Below are 19,080 nucleotides of genomic sequence, written 5' to 3'. Positions count from 1 at the left end.
AAACGGGGCTGCGGCCCCGTTTTTGTTGGTGACGCAGTTGCCCGGCCGCCGCCCTCAGGCCGGGAAGTGCAGGCGGAAGGTGGTGCCTTCCGCGTCACTGCTGACGCTGACCTGGCCACCGTGCGCCTGCATGATCGAGCGCACGATCGCCAGGCCCAGGCCGCCGGAGTCGCCCGGTTCATGGCGTGAGGGATCGCAGCGGTAGAAGCGCTCGAACAGATGCGACAGGTGCTGCTCGGGGATGGGGTCGCCGAGGTTGTGCACGCTGAGGGTCACGCCCGTGGCCGTGCTGGCGCTGCCGAGGGTCACGTGGCTGTCCGGCGTGGCGTGGCGCAGGGCATTGGCCAGCAGGTTGGCCAGGGCACGACGCAGCAGCTGCGGCTCGGCATGCAGTTGCCCGCTGGCCTGGTTGAGCAGGGTGATGCCGCGTTCCTGGGCCATGCCCTCGAAGTAGTCGCACAGCTGCTCGCCGAGCGCCTGCAGGTCGACCGCCTCGCGCTGGATCGCGGCCTTTGGCTGTTCGGTGCGGGCGAGGAACAGCATGCTGTCGATCATTCGCGCCAGGCGTTCGTATTCCTCTTGATTGGACACCAGCAGATTCTGGTAGTCCTCGATCGAGCGGGAGCGGCGCAGTGTCTGCTGGGTCTGGCCCATCAGGTTGCTCAGCGGCGTGCGCATCTCGTGGGCCAGGTCTTCGGAGAAGCGCGAGAGCTGGGCAAAGCCCTGCTCCAGGCGGTCGAGCATCTGGTTCAGGGCCTGGCTCAGGGCACTCAGCTCGCCAACCTCGGCGAAGCCTTCCAGGCGCAGGTGCAGGTGTTGGGTATCGATGCTGGCGGCCTGTCGGGCCAGCTGGCGCACCGGGCGCAGCCCACGCTGACTGACCAGGGCGCCGAGGACAAAGGCCAGCAGCGCGCCCACGCCCAGCGCCAGCCAGATCTTCAGGCGATAGGCAGCGAGCATCTGCTCGTGCTCGCTGGCCAGCTTGCCGGCGATCAGCCGCAGCGAGCCGCCGGCGCGCGGTACATCGAGCCAGGCCAGGCGCAGGGTCGGATTGTCCGGCGCATCGGCCAGGCGTGGTTCGGCGGCTGCCGCCAGGCCCGGCAAGGGCAAGGCGAGCGGATTAACCTCGATCAGCCGCTGGCCCTGCGCATCGACTATCCACAGCAGGTTGTCGCGGTTGCCCAGCATGTTCTCGTACAGCTGCGGGCGCTGGCGCAGCGCCTCGATGCTGGCGGCGTCATCGAGCAGGGCCTGCATGCGCTGCAGGCGGCCGAGCAGGGCCTGGTCGTCGCGCCAGGCGATTTCCCGCTGCAGCGACTGGTACAGGTAGAAGCCCAGGGCGCCGAGCAGCAGCACGCCGACCAGGGCGAACATCAGCGCCAGGCGCAGGCTCAGGGTGCGCGGCCAGGGCCTCATGGCTGCAGGTCCAGCAGGTAGCCGATGCCGCGTACGCTGTGAATCAGCTTGAGCGGGTAGGGATCATCCACCTTGGCACGCAGGCGGCGGATGGCTACGTCGACCACGTTGGTGTCGCTGTCGAAGTTCATCTGCCACACGTGCGAGGCGATCAGCGAGCGCGACAGTACTTCGCCCTGGCGACTCAGCAGCAGGTGCAGCAAGGCGAACTCCTTGTTGGTCAGGTTGAGCCGCTCGCCACCGCGGGTGACCTTGCGCTTGAGCAGGTCGAGCTGCAGGTCGGCCACTGCGAAGTGCTCGGTTTCCCGCGGCGGCCCTCTGCGCAGCAGGCTGCGCACGCGCGCCAGCAACTCGGCGTAGGAAAAGGGCTTGACCAGGTAGTCGTCGGCGCCCAACTCCAGGCCGCGCACACGGTCCTCGACGGCATCGCGGGCGGTGAGGAACAGCACCGGAGTCTGTAACTGGCGGCGGATGATCTGCAGCAGCTGCCAGCCATCCAGGCCCGGCAGCATCACGTCGAGGATGATCAGGTCGAACACCTCCTCCTGCACCAGATGCTGGCCGTCCAGGCCATTGGCGGCGACCTCCACCGCATAGCCGGATTCGCCCAGACCCTTGCGCAGGTAATCCGCTGTCTTCGCTTCGTCTTCAACCACCAGGATACGCATGTTGACCTCCACTGCAGACGCATAGCCTAGGTCGATCCGCGGTTCTCTCCCATTACAAATTGGTAATCCGCCGGCAATCGGTCTGTGCGCAAGGGTTGGGCAAGATGCCCGGCATTGGCTCAGCCGAGCCTTATCCGGGAGAACTGCATGTTTATCCGAACTACCACAGCACTGTCGCTGCTCGCTTTGGCCATGGCGACGGGCCCGGCCTGGGCCGATGCTCCGGCGGTGGCGCAGCGCGCCGATGTCAGCCTGGCCCTGGCTAACCAGTTGCTTGATGCCACCTTGGCCGCCTGCCATGCCGAAGGCCGCACTGCCGTGGCTGCCGTGGTCGACCGTGGCGGCAACCTGGTTGCCGTGCAGCGTGATGACAACGTCGGCCCACACAACACCCTGGCCGCACAGCGCAAGGCCTTTACCGCGCTGTCGACCAAGACCGCCACTGGCCTGCTGGCCGAGCGTGCGCGCAGCACCCCCGACGCGGAGAACCTCAACACCCTCGATGAACTGCTGCTGCTCGGCGGCGGCGTGCCGCTGAAGGTGGCCGACCAGGTGATCGGCGCCATCGGCGTGGCCGGTGCCGGCGGCGCGAAATTTGACGAAGGCTGCGCGCTGCAGGCCATCGCCCAGGTTCTACCCACCAAACCCTGAACTGGAGATCACCATGAATAAGCTGAAAAACCTGCTGCTCGGTACCGCCTTGAGCGGCTTGTCCTCCCTGGCTCTGGCAGCCGGCAATCCGCTGAGCGTGCACGTGCTCAACCTGCAGGACGGCCTGCCGTCGCCCGGCGTCAAGGTCAGCCTGGAGCAGCTCAAGGGCCAGAGCTGGAACCAACTGAGCGAGGGCACGACCAACGAGCAGGGTCGCATCACCGCGCTCTATCCAGAGGGTAAGAAGCTGGAAAGTGGTACCTACCGCGTTACCTTCGAAACCGGCGAGTGGTTCAAGCAGCACGCCACCGCCAGCTTCTTCCCCGAAGTGCCGGTGATCTTCGAGGTCGACGGCACCGTGCCGCACTACCACATCCCGCTGCTGCTCAGCCCTTACGGCTTCTCGACCTACCGCGGCAACTGAGCCCGGTACAAACGAAAACGCAGGCCTAAGCCTGCGTTTTCGCGTTTGCGGCGAGAGGGCTTACAGCACCTCGAACAACCCTGCCGCACCCATGCCGCCGCCAACGCAATTGTGCATGGCGACCTAGTAACTGCAGGCGTCAATACACCAGCAGGTAAGGCTCTTCCTTGCTCAACCCCTGATAGCGCAGGCCTTGCTGCGCTTCCCAGGCGAAAGGCTTGTCACGATAGGGATCGCGCAGTGGGCTGCTCCAGGTATGGATCATCGCCTGTTGCGGATCGAGCTTCAGATCCCGCATCTCGACCAGTAGAAGAGCGGCGCGGCGCAGTCCTTCAAGGTCACTAACGCGCAGGTAGTACTCGGTTAGATCGTTGTCCCCGCCTTGCATCCGCAACAGATGGCCTGCCAGGTTTCGCAACTCGGCAACACCGATACCTTGCGGCACGAAGCTGTGCTCCAGGTTCCGCGAGCGCTCTTGGGCGCCGGCCAGCTCGGAGTAGGGCAGCTCAAACAGGCTTTGCTGAGACTGCAACAGTTGAGCCTGGTCGTTCAGTGAACGCTGCGGCAGCAATAGCGGAGCCCCCAATCGGTATGCCAGGTTCTGCAGGCTGTTGTCTGACTCGATAGCGGCCACCCAGTCCAGTTCGCCGTGTTTCATCTGTTGCAGCAAACCTTTCATGAATGCCATCTCGCCAGCCAGTACGCGCTCCCAGTTGCGCTCTTCAGCGCTCAGCGGCAGCGACCATACCTCTGGCTGCCAGCCAGACGGCTGCCCGCGAAACATCTGTACCGACCACAGCAGATGCTGGCGAACGGCAGAAACCGCGATCAGGCGACTGATCAGGGTGTCGGCCTCGGCCAGAGCCATGCGCCAGAAGCGTAAGTCACTCTCGAGTAGTTGCCGTGCCTGTTCTGAGGCCCCCTGGCGGTGTAACTGCCAGGCGTGTACCAGCAATAGCTGCTGTCCCTGCAGAACGGGGCGGTAGCTGGGAAGAGACGAGCGCATGTCAAAGGGCAGGGGCTCGTACATGGCCGGCAGCACGATCAGGGCCTGGTAACGTTGCAACAATGGTTGCGCGCTCTTCAGCCATTCATCCAGGCGTGCCTCACTGGCCAGCAAGCGCGCCGCACACTGGCCGTTGTTGCTGCGACAGGCCTCTACCAGCGACTCGACAAACAGCGGCTGCTCATCGTCGCGAGCCAGGCGACGTGAGTACTCCGGCTCCTGCAGGGACTCATTCCAGGGCTGGTCGAGTGCCCAGCGCAGCCAGTCGATGCGCTTGCGGCCCAGGTCGATGGGCGACTGATCGTCAGCGGCCTCGAAGCCCAGCATGTAGAGGTAGGCGTTTTGCTGATCCGGCACGGCGCGGCGCGTTGTGTGTACATCGGTAAAGTGCTGAGCGGCAGCGGAGACGGGGTCGTCGCGCCAGTTGAGCAGCAGCAAAGCGGCATAGCTGAGCAGCGTGAGGGCTATGCCGCCGAGGAGGCAGAAGGTTAAAGCGCGTAATAATCGCATCGAGGTCATCCATGACCGGTTGAATGGCGATCATAGTCCACCACCTGTACCGGTGACTCCAAGATCAACGCGCAATGCGTAAGCAATGAGGCCCGGTTGGCATGGGTGATTTTTTGCATCGTGGGCAACAAAACGAGAACCCCTCGGTAACCACGCATGATCGTCCACCGTGCGCCTACCTTGCGGGTAACTAGTCGTGTTCGGCCTGCACTGATGCACGAGCCTCCCGCTTCATTTGATGCCAGTCGCTCCGCTACATCTGCATCTCTGCCAGCGCCCTGCGCAAGGGGGCGTCGGATATCTGTATCGGGCCATGAAAAGGGATGTCCATGTCGAGTACCAGATAAACCGAGGCGGCAATCAGCAGGGCCGAGATGGTGAACATGCCGATCACCATCGGATTATGTGGAGCCCGGTAGCCGAAACTGGCGAAGATCAGGGTCATCCAGGCCACCAGCATGGCGATCAGGGGCAGCGGAATCGTCCCCTCAGATTGCTCGACGATCTTCCATCGCTGCTCAACCAGTGAGTGGTACTGCTGACGCAGGTCCATCAGCATGGCTTCGTCATACCGACTGTCAGGGCTCACTGCCGCCAGGGCCACGCCGATCTCGTCCAGGTACTGGGCCGCCGGGCTGCTGCGATGCTGCAAGGCTTCATCGCCGCGGTAGGGGTTGCTGATCGCATGCTCCATATAGGCGGTCAGGTGTTTGCGGGTGTCCTGCGCCGTGTCGCCGTAGTTCCTCAGCGTGCGGTCGAAGATGATCAGGCTGGTCGCGAATGCGTGCATGTTGCTATCTATGGCCTCGAAGGTGTTCTTCGCCGAATTGATCATCAGGCCGAACACCAGTGAGGTCATGACTACGAAGATGTTGGCGACCAGGCGAACCACCGTATTGGTTTCTTCATCGCGGTGCCGGGCCGACAGTCTGGGCGACCAGTGCAGCATCAGCAGGGATGCCGACAGTAAGCAGGCAAAGGTGCCCACTGCTATCCAGGTGGATTCCATATGAGCCGTTCTCCAGATGCGTTTGGCTAGGTGGTTTTAGCATGCCGGATCAGGTGGCGTGCCACACCTCGTTCGAGTCTATTTGTGACGGTGCAAAAGCGCTGTCAGCGCTCTGGATGATGGGCTTTGATGGAATTATGATGCCGCTCACAGACAAAACCGTCTTGTCGTTACTGATGCGACCCCAACAGATGGTTGTGGTCATGGCCGCGTAGCATTTTCCACCTGGCACTCAAGGCGCGGGGCGCGCCTCCTGAGCAAGCTGCGGGGCGGATTGATAGCGGGTTCTTCGTTTCTCAAGGTTCAACACTCGGTTGTGGTTAGCGCGAGTGCGCGTTTCGGTAGTTGCGGCTTAAAAATAAAATTTAAAAAGGGGCGTGTATGAAACCGTTAGTCGGCGCTGTGGGAACTAATAAAGTCATTGCGATGAAAAAACTGCCGCTTGCCATTGCGCTGGCATTGGCAAGCATCAATGCGTATGCCACGGCCATTAGTGGTGGGGAAACTATCTCGGCTGACGATGCCTCGGGGCTGGATCTGGGGACGGGCGGGACCGTGAGCGTCACGATTGACAGCGCAGCAGAGGGGGATGGCCTGACGCTGGGTGCGGGTCCTTCCATGGTCGGCACTCCTGCGGTCACTGCAAGCAATCTTCCATATGCTTTGACCCTCAATGTCCAACACTCCGGTACTGGCAATGGGGTTGTGTTTGCCGGCGATGTAATCAGTAATGCCACGACGCCTTTCGATAACATCACCATTAATGCACTGAATGATGATGTGACCTTTCAAGGCAACGTGCTTGGCGCGCCTTTCGCATTTGCCCCGATTGACATCAATCTCGGTGATGGCGGCTCGGCCACGCTGTCGATGACCGTGGACACGGTGAATGCAGAAAGCCTGCTTATCGATGCCACCATCGACGCTGTCAATGCCGGTGATACCGTCACCTTGAATATCGCCAACACTGACGGTGGGATGAACGGTGTCGGTTTTGGCCGGGCGATCGGTGCTGCCGGTGCACTGGATGCCATCAACATCGGCGATGCTACCAATGTGACCTTCAACAGCACGGTCAATGTCGGTGGCGGCAATATCAATTTCGACGGCTCGGGCGCTGCCGCTTTTGCCGGTGATGTCACGGGCAATATCGCATTTGCCGCAGGTAGTACGTCGCAGGCGTTTTTTGGCTCTAATGCGGGTCTGACGGGGGACGTTTCCTCGGCGGTAGCCGGTGAAGGTGCGCTGTTCTTCGATCCTGCCTTTTCCAATACCACCCTCGTCAGTGGTGATGTCGGTTCGGTTGCAAATGAGGTGGGATCACTCAATGTCGCAACCAGCTTTAGCAATGGCGTGGTTTCCACATTCGGGGGCCGCGTCGATGCGCAAACCATCAATATTGTGGGTGGCGCGGGTACGGTTCGCTTCTCGGATATCGTAGATGCCACAACCATCAATGTCGGTGGTGCAGGCACGACCAATTTCCAGGGCAATGTTACCGGTGACATCGAGTTTTCGACGGGCAATTCGGCGAAAGTGACCGTGGCCGGCGATAGTTTCATCGATGGCGATGTCACCACCGCCACGTCCGGTACAGGGACATTGAGTTTCGCCGCACCCAGCGGCGACCTGACCCTGATTACCGGCAACATCGGCTCGGGCGCGGCGTTGTCGGCCGTCAACATTGGCACTGCCAGCGGTTTCACCAGCACGCTGGGTGGGGCGGTAAGAGCCAACAGCATCACGATCAACGGCAATGGCACCGCCGCATTCAGCAACCAAGTCACCGGCAACCTTCGCTTCGGCGGCGATGCCGTGGCGGAAGTGGATGCCAACAGACGAATCGTCGGTTCGGTGAGCACCGCCTCAGATGGGCAGGGCTCGCTGGAATTCGGCCAGACGACCGCTGATGTCGTCTTGGTCAGTGGCTCGGTCGGCTCGGCCAGTGCGGCGCTGAAGTCTGTGGATGTCGATATTGCCAGCGCTGTCGAGGCCACGTTCGGCGGGGGTGTGCATGCCAAGACCCTTACCGTGGACGGTAATTCCGGTGGTACGGCCGTGTTTGCCGGGGATGTGACGGCGCCTTCTTTCAATCTGCTGAATGATCCGACGATCAAGCTCTCGGGGAGCAATACCTTCGTAGGCGATATCAGCACGGCGCTGGATAACACCGGGGCGCTGGAAATATACGGCGGTAGCGCCGCGGTGGATGGTCAGTTGGGCGATGCTTCAGGCAATGCCCTGAAGTCGATCACCATTGGTTCCGGCACGACTGCGGATCAGGTGTCGTTCTCGGACGACATGGCGGCCTACAACATCCTGGTAAATGACGGCGCCACTTTCAAAACCACGCGGGCACTGACCGCCAAGGCGCAGACGGGCTTTGTCAATAAAGGCGTGTTGCAGTTGAGCGATACGCTGACCTTGACCGGCGGCGGTGTGGCGGAGTTGGGCGGCAGCAGTACGGCATCGTTTCAACTGCTCAGCCCCACTTACAGCAATGGCACTGTTATCAACGCATCTGCGATGTCGTCCGTGGATGCCAGCAACAAGATTACCGTGGTGCCGAATGCAAACTTCACCAATGGCAGCCTGACCTTGGTGGATACCAATGCGGGTGTGGGTACTGCGGCCAGTGAGGCGAAGTACAGTGTGGCGGATACGATGTCCACGGATTATTCGGTGCTGGTGGATGACGATCTTGATGTTGTCCTGAATGCCGCCCCCAGATCGGGCGGTGCAGACAATACAGCCTTGGTCTCTGTGTTTGGCGGGCAGTTGAATAAGAACGCCTCCATTCTGGCTGCGCTCAGTCAGGGGGTCAGTAGCTTTACCAGTGACACGACTGCCAATAACAGTGCAGCCACGAAAGTCACCTCGGCCCGTACCGAAGGCTCCTCTGGCGGGTCCTCCAACCAATCGGTTCAGCAATCATCGCCTCAAGGAACCACATTCGCAAAACTCAGTGGCGAAGCCGCGGGCGTAGTAGCCGATGAGGTGGACGAGATTGGTGACACCACCACCAAGGACGAGTGGAAGGCAATTCAGGACAAGGCGATGGAGCAGTCAGACGAAGAGCAGCGAAGCGATCAATATCTCAAGGATTCCCAGGAACTGTTTGAAAAGGGTATTCAGCGCAGGGAAGAGAAGCAGAACGGCGACGAGCGTCCCTCCGGTGGTAACGGTGGTGATGGGCTTGCCAACGATTCGGGCTTGACACTGTGGAGCTCGGCCTCTTTCGCCGATGCCGAAAAACAGACTGGAAATGAGGGCGACCATACGGCTAACACCGAGAGCTTCATGCTGGGCCTGAGTAAAAGTCTTGAGCCGACCCACGGTCTGATGAATCTGGGCGTTGCGTTCGGCTACAACAACTCCCATACGGATTTCGATACAGACTCGTCCGATGACAGCGATACCGATACTTATATGGCGGCGGTAACCGGCTCTCACAATGTCGGTGACAAGGTGTATCAGATTGTCGATTGGACAGTGGGCGCCGGTCGGGCCAATACGGAGTCCAAGCGCCTGGCCAGTAACGGCTTGACTGCCAATTCGGAGTTTGACTCCGACCTTTTGTTCGGTGAGGTGTCCTACTCCGTGCCTATGGCCTTTTACGGCTGGTATTTGCTGCCCAAGACCGCCCTGGCCTGGACCAATATCGATAGCGATGGATACACGGAGTCGGGGGCCGGGTCTGACAATCTAAAAATGGGCGACTCCAGAGTCGATATTTTCACCGCCAAGCTGGGCAGCACATTTTCCCGCCCGATTCAACTGCAGAGCGGCGTCGTGACGCCTTACTTCAGCGTGCGCGGGGATTACGATCTCAAGAATGATGCGCCCAAGGTCAGCGGTGGACTGGCAAGCAGTTCGACCGTCATTGCCGGTAAGGGGGACAGCTCGGAGCGCTTTGGAATGAATCTGGGTCTGGGGCTTGCCTATACCTCGTTGGATCGTAATCACACATTCGCAGTCGACTATAAAACTTACAGGAAAGAGGACTACAAGGACGACACCGCTGCTTTGACTTATGCCTACAAGTTTTAATTGATGAAGGTGCTGGGCAGGTATAGGCAGTGTGGTCGTTTGTTGAAAGTCATCCTGCTGTTTTTTATTGTGCCCCTGCTGTCTTCGTGCAGTAGGGTCACTTTAATTAATGTTCAGGATGATGTTCCGGCTTTCAGTCGGCCGGATTTGGTTTACTTTCAACCTGGCGACATTGTTCTGACGATTTCCAATGATCCCGCTTCCTGGCTTCTCTCGTTAATGGCCAATCCGGAACCGGGGCGCCTGAAGCAGGCTTATACCCATGGGGAAATGGTTTTTATAAATAAAGAGGGTGCCAAGACGCTTGGAGGGTTTAGTGGGCGGGTTATGTCGCAGCCACTAGCGGATCGCTTGCCATTGTTTCAGCACTTGGTTGTGTTGCGTCCCAAGATGTCGCGAAAAGTACGGGGTCGGCTGGCAGCTACAATGGCGGAGTTGACGCATAGTGCGCAGTATCGTAATGCCCGGTTTGATTATTCATTCCGTGATGTTCCAGGTAGGGCGGATAGATTCTACTGCTTAGGGCTGATCAATGAGGTTTATCGGCAGGCGGGTGTGCCAATTCCATTTCCTCATAAGCAGCTATACAAAAATAATCTCATACGGCATGCCGAGGCTTTGGTCGGTTATCAGTTGTCTGATGGGCCTGTTGTTCAGGATATCATCTCCAATGAGGACTACGACGTTGTTCTGGATTGGTCCAATGCGCGATACGGGCAGGCGGATGCCTGGTTCAATGAGCATATTTCCCGACTTACCATAGAACTTTATGACGAAGGGTGGGAGTTAAAACCCTCTGATGAGTTGGCGGTATCAGTGGTTCTGTGGCTTGCGGATGATGAATCGTTCGATGCTGTCAAGAAAGTTGTGCGCAATTTCGAGCGTTTCAGTACTGAGGTGGCCATTGATTGGCGCAAGGCCAACATGGCTGGCCAGTTTGACGGGTACGACGACTCCGCCAAGATCAAGGCCCTGAAAGTGATAGCGAGCAAGTATCGGGATGACTTCTTTGTCAAAGCTGATTTTGCAGTGCTGGATGAATCCGTCGCGCGTTAGTTGGGGAGATGTTCTGGGCTTAAAGTGCCTGCACTATCTCCCAGCTGTTTGCCTGGTGTTCCTGCAGTTTGGCTGTACTTCCGTGCCGACTTTCGAGCAGCGGGTTCATACGGCTGATCGACTCGCGGCGGCTCATGGCTGGCGCTCATTTCAGGTGCCGGCTAATGAGTTCCAGCTGGTCGCCTATGCGAGCCCTGCGCTCGCGTCTGCAGATCATTTGACGATCTATATCGAGGGTGACGGCTTGGCCTGGCAACGCCGCGACAAAGTCTCGGATGACCCTACGCCAGTCGAGCCGGTGGCGCTGGGGATGGCGCTTAACCAGGGGCAGGGGCCTGCGGTCTATCTGGCGCGGCCTTGCCAGTACAGCCAGTCGGACAACGCTGCCTGCCGCCCCTCGACCTGGACCCGTGGCCGTTTTTCAGTGCAGGTGGTCGAGGCCATGAATCAGGCTGTGGAGCGTCTCAAGGCGCGTTATCGTGCAAGGACTCTGACCCTTGTGGGGTATTCGGGCGGAGGCGCTATCGCGCTGCTCATCGCGGCGCGCAGGGACGATGTGGCGAAAGTGGTGACCGTGGCGGGCACGCTGGATCACCGGGCCTGGACGGATCTGCATCACTTCACGCCCTTGCATGACTCCCTGAACCCCGTCGATGCCTGGCAGCAACTGGAGCGCATCCCCCAGCTGCACCTGGTGGGCGGGGCCGATGCGAATATGTCGCTGCCTATTGCGCAGTCTTATATCCGTCGTTTCCCTGCCGGGCGTGTACCGCTGCTGAAGGTGGTTCCGGGCTTCGACCACAGTTGTTGCTGGGTGAGGGATTGGCCAAGCATTTATGCCGCAGATGCGCTGGGGGCTGGAGCCGACTAGCAGGGTTTCCCCGTGGCTACTTGAAGAACCTGCCAGCCAAGGAACAATGAAAACGGAGGCCGTAGCCTCCGTTTTCACTCCATCACTTGCGCAACGCTTACAGCACCTCGAACAGCCCCGCAGCGCCCATGCCGCCGCCGACGCACATGGTGATCACCACGTACTTCACGCCACGGCGCTTACCTTCCAACAGGGCGTGGCCGACCATGCGTGCGCCGCTCATGCCGTAGGGGTGGCCGATGGAGATGGCGCCGCCGTTGACGTTGAGCTTGGCCGGGTCGATGCCGAGCTTCTGCGCGCTGTACAGCACCTGGCAGGCGAAGGCTTCGTTGAGTTCCCACAGGCCGATGTCGTCGACGGTGAGGCCGTGCTGCTTGAGCAGCTTGGGCACGGCGAATACCGGGCCGATGCCCATCTCTTCCGGGGCCAGACCGGCCACGGCGATGCCACGGTACAGGCCCAGCGGCTGGATGCCGCGCTGGGCGGCCAGGGCGCCGCTCATCAGCACGCTGGCGCTGGCGCCGTCGGACAGCTGGCTGGCGTTGCCGGCGGTGATGCAGCCACCTTCGATCACTGGCTTGAGCTTGGTCAGGTCTTCCAGCACGGTTTGCGGGCGGTTGCCTTCGTCCAGGCTGAGGGTGACTTCCTCGAAGCTGACCGCGCCGGTTTCTTTATCCACCAGCTTCTTGCGTGCAGTGACCGGGATGATCTCGTTGGCGAACAGGCCGGCAGCCTGGGCGGCGGCGGTGCGCTGCTGCGACTGCAGGGAGTAGGCATCCTGGGCTTCGCGGCTGATGCCGTAGCGCTTGGCCACCAGCTCGGCGGTTTGCAGCATCGGCATGTAGGCGTGCTCGGCCATCTTCACCACGGCCGGGTCGTAGTCGGCGGCGGTCCACTTCATGTGGGTGTTCTGCACCAGGCTGATCTGCTCCTGGCCGGCGCCGACGGTGACGGCCATGCCGTCGACCATGATCTGTTTGGCGGCGATGGAGATGGCCATCAGGCCCGAGGCGCACTGGCGGTCGATGGTCTGCCCGCTGACGGTGAGCGGCAGGCCGGCGGCCAGCAGCGACAGGCGGCCAAGGTTGGTCGAGGCGGTGCCGCCCTGCATGGCGGTGCCCATCACCAGGTCCTCGATCTCGCCCGGTTCGATGCCGGAGCGCTCGACGGCGGCGCGGATGGCGACGGCGGCCATGCTCGGCGACTTGAGGTCGTTGAAGGCGCCGCGGAAGGCCTTGGCGATCGGCGTGCGGGCGGTGGAGACGATGACGACGTCTTGCATGCTGGAATGCTCCTCTGGTTTCAGTCGCGTGGTTTCAGTCGCGTAGCAGGCGCGCGAGAGCCGCGCGCAGGGTTTCGGGAATAGCAACCGGACGGTTGCTGGTGCGGTCGACGAAGACATGGACGAAACGCCCGGCGGCGCAGGCCTCGTCTTCGCCGGCCTTGAAGATGGCCAGCTCGTACTGCACCGAGCTGTTGCCCAGCTTGCCGACCCGCAGGCCGACCTCGATGCGTTCGGGGAAGGCGATGGAGGCGAAGTAGTCGCACGACGAGCTGACCACGAAGCCGACCACGTCGCCGTCGTGGATATCCAGGCCGCCGACCTCGATCAGATAGGTGTTCACCGCGCTGTCGAAGAAGCTGTAGTAGACGACGTTGTTGACGTGGCCATAGAGGTCGTTGTCGTGCCAGCGCGTGGTGATCGGCTGGAAGTGCGCGTAGTCGCTGCGCAGGTGTTCGGGCTGGCTCATGGGTTGTTCTCGTCGTGCTTGCGTACCACCCTAAGGCCTGGACGGTACGCGGGATAGTTTGATTCGCCGGGTGTATTGCGGCTTATCGATTGGCGATGGCCAGCGCAGCCCGGATGCAATCCGGGGGTGGAGTTGCCTGCTTCCCGGATTGCATCCGGGCTACGGTGGGTTTTGTTCTTGGCGATTGCGTGGGCCTTTCCCTCTCCCCCGGCCCCTCTCCCGTGAACGGGAGAGGGGAGGCAAGCCGTGCACAGCTTGAGCACTGCACAGGACTGCTCCCTCTCCCATTTATGGGAGAGGGCCGCTCTATCCACTCAATACGCCGCCTGATAGATAGCCAGCGCATCCGCCTCGCTGACCTCGCGTGGGTTATTCACCAGCAGGCGCTGTTGCAGCATGGCGTCGTTGGCCATGCGCGGCAGCATGTCCTGGGGCACGCCGGCATCGCGCAGGCGGCTGGGCAGGCCGCAGCGCTGGTTGAGCGCGGCCAGTTCGTTGATGAACTCGGCGCAGCGCTGTTCGGCACTGCCGCCCTTGAAGCGCTCACCCAGCAGCAGCGGCGCCAGCTCGGCGTACAGCGCCATGGCTTGCGGCGCGTTGAAGCGCAGCACATGCGGCAGCACCAGGGCGTTGGAGAGGCCATGGGGAATATGGAAATGCCCGCCCAACGGATAGGCCAGCGCATGCACCGCCGCTACTGGGGCGTTGGCGAAGGCCTGGCCGGCGAGCAGGGCGCCGAGCAGCATGGCCTGGCGCGCTTCGCGGTTGCTGCCGTTGTGCACTGCCTCATGCAGATTGGCGGCCAGCAGGCGCAGGGCCTCGCGGGCCAGCAGGTCGGACAGTGGGTTCTTCTTCAGCTTGCTGGTGTAGGCCTCGATGGCGTGCACCATGGCGTCGATGCCGGTGGCGGCAGTCACGGCCGGCGGCAGGCCGAGGGTCAGGTCGGCGTCGAGCAGCGCCAGGTCCGGCAGCAGCAGCGGCGAGACCACGCCCATCTTGCTGGTTTCTCCGGTGGTGATAATGGCGATCTGCGTCACTTCCGAGCCGGTGCCGGCGGTGGTCGGCACCTGGATCAGTGGCAGGCGCTGGCCACGGGCATTGCCCACGCCGTAGATGTCTTTCAGCGTCTGTGTGCAGCTCGGGTGGGCGAGCAGGGCGACCAGCTTGGCCACGTCCATCGAGCTGCCGCCGCCGAAGCCGATCACCAGTTGCGCCTCCAGGCTGCGCGCGCGCTCTACGGCATTCAGCACAATGGCTTCGGGCGGGTCGGCGATCACCTGGTCGAACACCTCGACCTTCAGACCGGCACTGGCGAAGCCGGGCAGCACTGCATCGAGCAGGCCGAAACGGGTGATGCCGGGGTCGGTGACGATCAGCACCCGGCTGGCGCCGCGCTCGCGGCACAGCTCGGCCAGGCGTGCGGCAGAGCCGGATTCACAGAGGATCTGCGCGGTGGTGGCGAAACTGAAGGGTTGCATGGCATTACCTCCGAAGTGTCAGGGTTGCGCCAGCGTCGAGCGCTGGCGGGCGAAGAAGTCCCAGATGGCCTGCGGGCCGTCGAAGCCGGACAGGGTCGGGCCGAGCAGGCGTGGGGCGCGGAAGGCGGCCTGGGGAATCAGGTGGCCGCCGCCGATCAGCGAATACAGGGCCACTTCGGCGCGGCCCTCGGCCTGCCACTGGTCGAGCTTCACCCGCTGCGCGCGGTTGCCCTGGTGCGCCCAGGCGCTGCTGCTGTGCACGGCGTCCTGCGGGTAGCCGGCGAGCTTGGCGAAATACTGCGCGGACGCATAAGCCGACAGCACCGTGCCGCGGTTGCCGAAGCCGAACAGGGTGACGATGCCGCCGTTGTACGGGTTGATCGGGTCGCGGGTGCCGTTCATGAACAGCACCGGCACGGCCTGGCCGGACGGCGTGCAGGCCAGGTTGTCATCGGTCGGCAGGTTGGCGGCGATGGCGGCCACGCCAGCCAGCAGCTGCGGTTGTTCCAAGGCGATGCGCAGGCCCAGGTGGCCGCCGTTGGAGTAGCCGGCGAGGAAGGCGTGGTGTGGGTTGGCGCCATGCTGGCTGGCGAAGCGCTGGATCAGCGCGGCGATCAGGCCTTTGTCGTCGATGTTCTGCGTGCGCGCCGGGTAGTCGGCAGTCCGCCGGCAGTCGTTCCAGTTGTTCTCGAAGCCTTGCGGGTAGACGACGATAAAGCCGTGCTGGTCGGCCAGGCGCTCGAATTCATAGCCAGTGAAGGTGCGCATGTCGGCGATGGTCTGCAGCGAGCCATGCAGGACGAACAGCAGCGGTACGTTGGCTGGCAGCTTGGCGGGAATGTAGAAGGCGTAGTCGCGCTGCAGGCCGCCGAGTTCGATGCGCTCGTGTTGCAGGGTGGCGCTCAGGGCCGGTACGGCGGGCTTGGGCGCATAGAGGAAATAGGCGTACAGACCACCAAGAAGCACGGTGATCAGCAGGAGTACGGAGAGGGCTATTTTTGTTGTTTTCACCAGATGCTCTCGGTTGAACCGGGCGTAAACCCTGTAGGAGCCAGCTTGCTGGCGATCGAGCACTCTTCGCGGCGCTGATCGCCAGCAAGCTGGCTCCTACAGAATCAAAAGGCGAAGCTTTGCTCCGGCATCGCCATCAGGCACTCGGCACCGCCCAGCAGGGCCTCGCGGTGGCTGCTGGCGCGTGGCAGCACGCGGCGCAGGAAGAACGTCGCGCTGTGCAGCTTGGCCTGGTAGAACGCGGCCTCGCCGCTGCCGGCGTCCAGGGCATCCTGCGCGGTAGCGGCGGCCTGCAGCCAGAAACCGGCCAGCAACACATAGGCCGAGTACTGCAGGAAGTCCACCGATACCGCGCCGATTTCCTGGGCGTCGCGCTGGCTGAGAGCGATCACCTCGGTGGTCAGCTCGCGCCATTCGCCCAGGCGTGCCTGCACCGTGCGGGCCATCGCGCTCAGCGCCGGGCGCTGGGCCTGGGCATCGCACAGGGCGCTGAATTCACCGATCAGTGCGCTGAGTTCGGCACCACCATCGCCCAGCAGCTTGCGGCGGATCAGGTCGAGGGCCTGGATGCCGTTGGTGCCTTCATACAGCTGGGTGATGCGGCTGTCGCGCATCAGCTGTTCCATGCCCCACTCGCGGATGAAACCGTGGCCGCCGTAGACCTGCACCGCGTGGCTGGCGACTTCCTGGCCCATGTCGGTGAAGAAGGCTTTGACGATCGGGATCAGCAGCGCGGCGCGTTTGCCGGCGGCCTTGCGTGCGGCGGGTTCCTCGGCACCATGCTCCAGGTCGAGCTGGCGCGCGGTGTAGGCGGCGAGCATGCGGCAGCCTTCGACCAGGCTCTTCTGGGTCAGCAGCATGCGCCGCACGTCCGGGTGCACGATGATCGGGTCGGCGGCTTTCTCCGGTTGCTGGGCGCCAGTCAGGCCGCGCGACTGCAGGCGCTCGCGGGCATAGCGCAGGGCGCCCTGGAAGGCCGCCTCACCGATGCCCAGACCCTGCAGACCGACCTGGAAGCGCGCGTCGTTCATCATGGTGAACATGCAGGCCAGGCCCTGGTTGGCTTCGCCGATCAGCCAGCCGGTGGCGCCGTCGAAGTTCATCACGCAGGTGGAGGCGCCCTTGATGCCCATCTTGTGCTCGATGGCGCCGCAGCTCAGGGCGTTCTTCTCGCTCAGAGATCCATCGGTGTTGGCGACGAACTTGGGGACCAGCAGCAGGCTGATGCCCTTCACCCCGGCCGGTGCATCCGGCAGGCGCGCCAGCACCAGGTGGACGATGTTCTCGGAGAAGTCCTGCTCTCCGCCGCTGATAAAGATCTTGCTGCCGCTGACCTTGTAGCTGCCATCGGCCTGGGGTTCGGCCTTGGTGCGCAGCAGGGCCAGGTCGGTGCCGGCCTGGGGTTCGGTCAGGCACATGGTGCCGGTCCACTGGCCGCTGACCATCTTGGCCAGATAGTCGCGCTTGAGCGCTTCACTGCCGTGCTTGTGCAGGGCCAGCACGGCACCTTCGGTGAGGCCGGAGTAGACGCGGAAGGACAGCGAGGTGGCCATCAGCATCTCGTGGAAGGCGAAGGCCACCAGTTGCGGGAAACCCTGGCCGCCGAACTCGGTCGGCCCGGTCATGCTCGCCCAGCCGTTGTCGACGAATTGCTGGTAGGCGGCGCGAAAGCCCTTGGGCGTGCTGACGTTGCCGTCGACCAGCTGGCAGCCTTCCTCGTCGCTGTTGCGGTTGAGCGGGGCGATCTCGTTGCCGGTGAAGGCGGCGGCTTCTTCCAGCACGCCGTCGATCAGCTCGCGGTCCAGGCCGTTGCCCAGGCGTTCGCAGTGGCCGGCGACATCGAACAGTTCATGGAGGACGAAGCGCATGTCGCGCAGGGGGGCCTGGTAGCTCATACCTGGCCCTCCTTCACATCGGCGAAGCGCTTGCCGCCCTCCACCAGACGGTCGATCAGCTTGGCCGGCTGCCAGTGCGCGCCGAAGCGCTCGGTGAGCTGCAACAGGCGCTCGCGGATGGCGGCCAGGCCCTGGGCGTCGGCCCAGGCCATCGGGCCCTGCTTGTCGGCCGGGAAGCCGTAGCCGTTGAGGTAGACCAGGTCGATGTCGTGGCTGTTGGCGGCGATCTTCTCCTCGAGGATCTTCGCGCCTTCGTTGACCAGGGCCAGCAGGCAGCGCACCAGGATTTCCTCCTGGCCAATGCTGCGGCGCTGGTAGCCGAGGCGTTCGGCCTCGCGCTGCACCAGGGCATCCACTTCCGGGTCGTGTTCGGCCTGGCGGCTACCCGGCGCATAGAGGTAGTAGCCCTTGCCGGCCTTCTGGCCGAAGCGGCCGAGTTCGCACAGGCGGTTGTCGACCTGCACCTGGGCCACATCCTGGCCCTTGCCGGCCAGTTCGCGGGCGCGCCATTCCAGGTCGATGCCGACCACGTCGTACATGCGGAACGGCCCCATGGCGAAGCCGAAGCCCTGCAGGGCGCTGTCCACCTGATGCGGGTAGGCACCTTCGAGCAGCATGCTGCGCGCCTCGAACACATAGGTGTGCAGCATGCGGTTGCCGATGAAGCCGTCGCAGTTGCCGGCCACCACGCTGATCTTGCCGATGCGCTGGCCGAGGGCCACGGCGGCGTCGAGTACGGCCGGCGCGGTCTTGGCGCCACGGACGATTTCCAGCAGCTTCATGATGTGCGCCGGGCTGAAGAAGTGCAGGCCGAGCACGTCCTGCGGGCGGGCGGTGACGGCGGCGATGGCGTCGATGTCCAGCGCCGAGGTATTGCTGGCGAGGATCGCGCCCGATTTCAAAACGGCGTCTAGGCTGCGGAAAATTTCCTGCTTGAGTTCGAGGTTCTCATAGACCGCCTCGATCACCAGATCGACTTCGGCCAGGTCGGCATAGCTGCCCACCTGCTGGATACGCGCGCGGCGCAGGCTGGCTTCGCCGGTGCTGATGCGGCCCTTGGCAACGTTCTGCGCCCAGGTGTCCTCGGCCATCTGCAAGCCGGCTTCGACCATCTGCGGGTTGTTATCCAGCCACAGCACCGGGATGCCGGCGTTGGCCAGGCTGATGACTATGCCGCGGCCCATGGTGCCGGCGCCGATCACGGCGGCCTGCTGGAGGGTGTAGTTGTTGCTCATCGAAGGCTCCCACAGAAGAAGTCAGTCACACAAAACGGAACTGACGCAC

15 protein-coding genes are annotated in these 19,080 nt (G+C 62.6%); 5 read left to right on the top strand and 10 right to left on the bottom strand.

What is annotated here, in order from left to right; all coding sequences use genetic code 11:
* Positions 1 to 54 precede the first annotated feature (54 nt).
* A complete protein-coding gene (locus H3H45_RS00400) occupies positions 55 to 1,416 on the bottom strand; it encodes a heavy metal sensor histidine kinase (RefSeq protein ID WP_182831811.1) in 1,362 nt (453 codons plus the stop codon).
* Positions 1,413 to 2,084, bottom strand: coding sequence for a heavy metal response regulator transcription factor (locus H3H45_RS00395; RefSeq protein WP_182831810.1), 672 nt, complete (start codon positions 2,082 to 2,084; stop codon positions 1,413 to 1,415). Before H3H45_RS00395 ends, H3H45_RS00400 begins: the two co-directional genes overlap by 4 nt.
* Positions 2,085 to 2,237: 153 nt before the next feature.
* Between H3H45_RS00395 and H3H45_RS00390 the strand changes: the two genes are divergently transcribed.
* A complete protein-coding gene (locus tag H3H45_RS00390; protein WP_407926678.1) occupies positions 2,238 to 2,735 on the top strand; it encodes a GlcG/HbpS family heme-binding protein in 498 nt (165 codons plus the stop codon).
* A 13-nt stretch (positions 2,736 to 2,748) separates the two neighbouring features.
* Entirely contained in the window at positions 2,749 to 3,159 is a 411-nt protein-coding gene (gene uraH / locus H3H45_RS00385; protein WP_182831808.1) for a hydroxyisourate hydrolase, read from the top strand.
* Positions 3,160 to 3,298: 139 nt separating this feature from the next.
* Here the strand turns inward: uraH and H3H45_RS00380 are convergent, their stop codons facing one another.
* On the bottom strand, positions 3,299 to 4,675 hold the full coding sequence (locus H3H45_RS00380) for a hypothetical protein (RefSeq protein WP_182831807.1): 1,377 nt from the start codon (positions 4,673 to 4,675) through the stop codon (positions 3,299 to 3,301).
* A 253-nt stretch (positions 4,676 to 4,928) separates the two neighbouring features.
* Entirely contained in the window at positions 4,929 to 5,684 is a 756-nt protein-coding gene (locus H3H45_RS00375) for a bestrophin-like domain (protein WP_182831806.1), read from the bottom strand.
* A 381-nt stretch (positions 5,685 to 6,065) separates the two neighbouring features.
* On the opposite strand from H3H45_RS00375, the gene H3H45_RS00370 reads away from it, so the two are divergent.
* Genes H3H45_RS00370 through H3H45_RS00360 form a run of 3 tightly spaced genes read left to right on the top strand, consistent with a single transcriptional unit; the run spans position 6,066 to position 11,661 of the window.
* Complete coding sequence (locus H3H45_RS00370; protein ID WP_182831805.1) at positions 6,066 to 9,734, top strand: autotransporter domain-containing protein; 3,669 nt, start codon at positions 6,066 to 6,068, stop codon at positions 9,732 to 9,734.
* Between the two features lie 42 nt (positions 9,735 to 9,776).
* Positions 9,777 to 10,790, top strand: coding sequence for a hypothetical protein (locus tag H3H45_RS00365; protein WP_182831804.1), 1,014 nt, complete (start codon positions 9,777 to 9,779; stop codon positions 10,788 to 10,790).
* A complete protein-coding gene (locus H3H45_RS00360) occupies positions 10,771 to 11,661 on the top strand; it encodes an alpha/beta fold hydrolase (RefSeq protein ID WP_220494102.1) in 891 nt (296 codons plus the stop codon). The genes H3H45_RS00365 and H3H45_RS00360 overlap by 20 nt, the downstream gene beginning before the upstream one ends.
* 97 nt (positions 11,662 to 11,758) lie before the next feature.
* On the opposite strand, the gene H3H45_RS00355 is transcribed toward H3H45_RS00360, so the two are convergent.
* The 6 genes from H3H45_RS00355 to H3H45_RS00330 all read right to left on the bottom strand — a co-directional run bounded on the left by H3H45_RS00355 (position 11,759) and on the right by H3H45_RS00330 (position 19,031).
* Positions 11,759 to 12,943 (bottom strand): acetyl-CoA C-acyltransferase, encoded by a 1,185-nt coding sequence (locus H3H45_RS00355; RefSeq protein WP_182831803.1) that lies wholly within the window; start codon positions 12,941 to 12,943, stop codon positions 11,759 to 11,761.
* A gap of 34 nt (positions 12,944 to 12,977) precedes the next feature.
* Complete coding sequence (locus H3H45_RS00350) at positions 12,978 to 13,412, bottom strand: acyl-CoA thioesterase (protein ID WP_182831802.1); 435 nt, start codon at positions 13,410 to 13,412, stop codon at positions 12,978 to 12,980.
* 314 nt (positions 13,413 to 13,726) lie between these two features.
* Positions 13,727 to 14,890, bottom strand: coding sequence for an iron-containing alcohol dehydrogenase (locus H3H45_RS00345; RefSeq protein ID WP_182831801.1), 1,164 nt, complete (start codon positions 14,888 to 14,890; stop codon positions 13,727 to 13,729).
* An 18-nt stretch (positions 14,891 to 14,908) separates the two neighbouring features.
* Positions 14,909 to 15,901, bottom strand: a complete 993-nt coding sequence (locus tag H3H45_RS00340) for an alpha/beta hydrolase family esterase (RefSeq protein ID WP_182831800.1) — start codon at positions 15,899 to 15,901, stop codon at positions 14,909 to 14,911.
* A 104-nt stretch (positions 15,902 to 16,005) separates the two neighbouring features.
* Positions 16,006 to 17,796 carry an acyl-CoA dehydrogenase C-terminal domain-containing protein gene (locus H3H45_RS00335; RefSeq protein WP_182831799.1) on the bottom strand — a complete coding sequence of 597 codons (1,791 nt, stop codon included), beginning with the start codon at positions 17,794 to 17,796 and terminating at the stop codon, positions 16,006 to 16,008.
* On the bottom strand, positions 17,793 to 19,031 hold the full coding sequence (locus H3H45_RS00330) for a 3-hydroxyacyl-CoA dehydrogenase (RefSeq protein ID WP_182831798.1): 1,239 nt from the start codon (positions 19,029 to 19,031) through the stop codon (positions 17,793 to 17,795). Before H3H45_RS00330 ends, H3H45_RS00335 begins: the two co-directional genes overlap by 4 nt.
* Positions 19,032 to 19,080: the final 49 nt, after the last annotated feature.

The sequence above is a fragment of the Aquipseudomonas guryensis genome (genome assembly GCF_014164785.1).
Lineage (GTDB): Bacteria > Pseudomonadota > Gammaproteobacteria > Pseudomonadales > Pseudomonadaceae > Aquipseudomonas > Aquipseudomonas guryensis.
This window is presented reverse-complemented; position numbering and strand designations above follow the sequence as displayed.

Coding starts and splice junctions, on each gene's coding strand:
- H3H45_RS00400 (WP_182831811.1), bottom strand. CDS start 1,416: ATGAGGCCCTGGCCGCGCACCCTGAGCCTGCGCCTGGCGCTGATGTTC.
- H3H45_RS00395 (WP_182831810.1), bottom strand. CDS start 2,084: ATGCGTATCCTGGTGGTTGAAGACGAAGCGAAGACAGCGGATTACCTG.
- uraH (WP_182831808.1), top strand. CDS start 2,749: ATGAATAAGCTGAAAAACCTGCTGCTCGGTACCGCCTTGAGCGGCTTG.
- H3H45_RS00380 (WP_182831807.1), bottom strand. CDS start 4,675: ATGCGATTATTACGCGCTTTAACCTTCTGCCTCCTCGGCGGCATAGCC.
- H3H45_RS00375 (WP_182831806.1), bottom strand. CDS start 5,684: ATGGAATCCACCTGGATAGCAGTGGGCACCTTTGCCTGCTTACTGTCG.
- H3H45_RS00370 (WP_182831805.1), top strand. CDS start 6,066: ATGAAACCGTTAGTCGGCGCTGTGGGAACTAATAAAGTCATTGCGATG.
- H3H45_RS00360 (WP_220494102.1), top strand. CDS start 10,771: ATGAATCCGTCGCGCGTTAGTTGGGGAGATGTTCTGGGCTTAAAGTGC.
- H3H45_RS00355 (WP_182831803.1), bottom strand. CDS start 12,943: ATGCAAGACGTCGTCATCGTCTCCACCGCCCGCACGCCGATCGCCAAG.
- H3H45_RS00350 (WP_182831802.1), bottom strand. CDS start 13,412: ATGAGCCAGCCCGAACACCTGCGCAGCGACTACGCGCACTTCCAGCCG.
- H3H45_RS00345 (WP_182831801.1), bottom strand. CDS start 14,890: ATGCAACCCTTCAGTTTCGCCACCACCGCGCAGATCCTCTGTGAATCC.
- H3H45_RS00335 (WP_182831799.1), bottom strand. CDS start 17,796: ATGAGCTACCAGGCCCCCCTGCGCGACATGCGCTTCGTCCTCCATGAA.
- H3H45_RS00330 (WP_182831798.1), bottom strand. CDS start 19,031: ATGAGCAACAACTACACCCTCCAGCAGGCCGCCGTGATCGGCGCCGGC.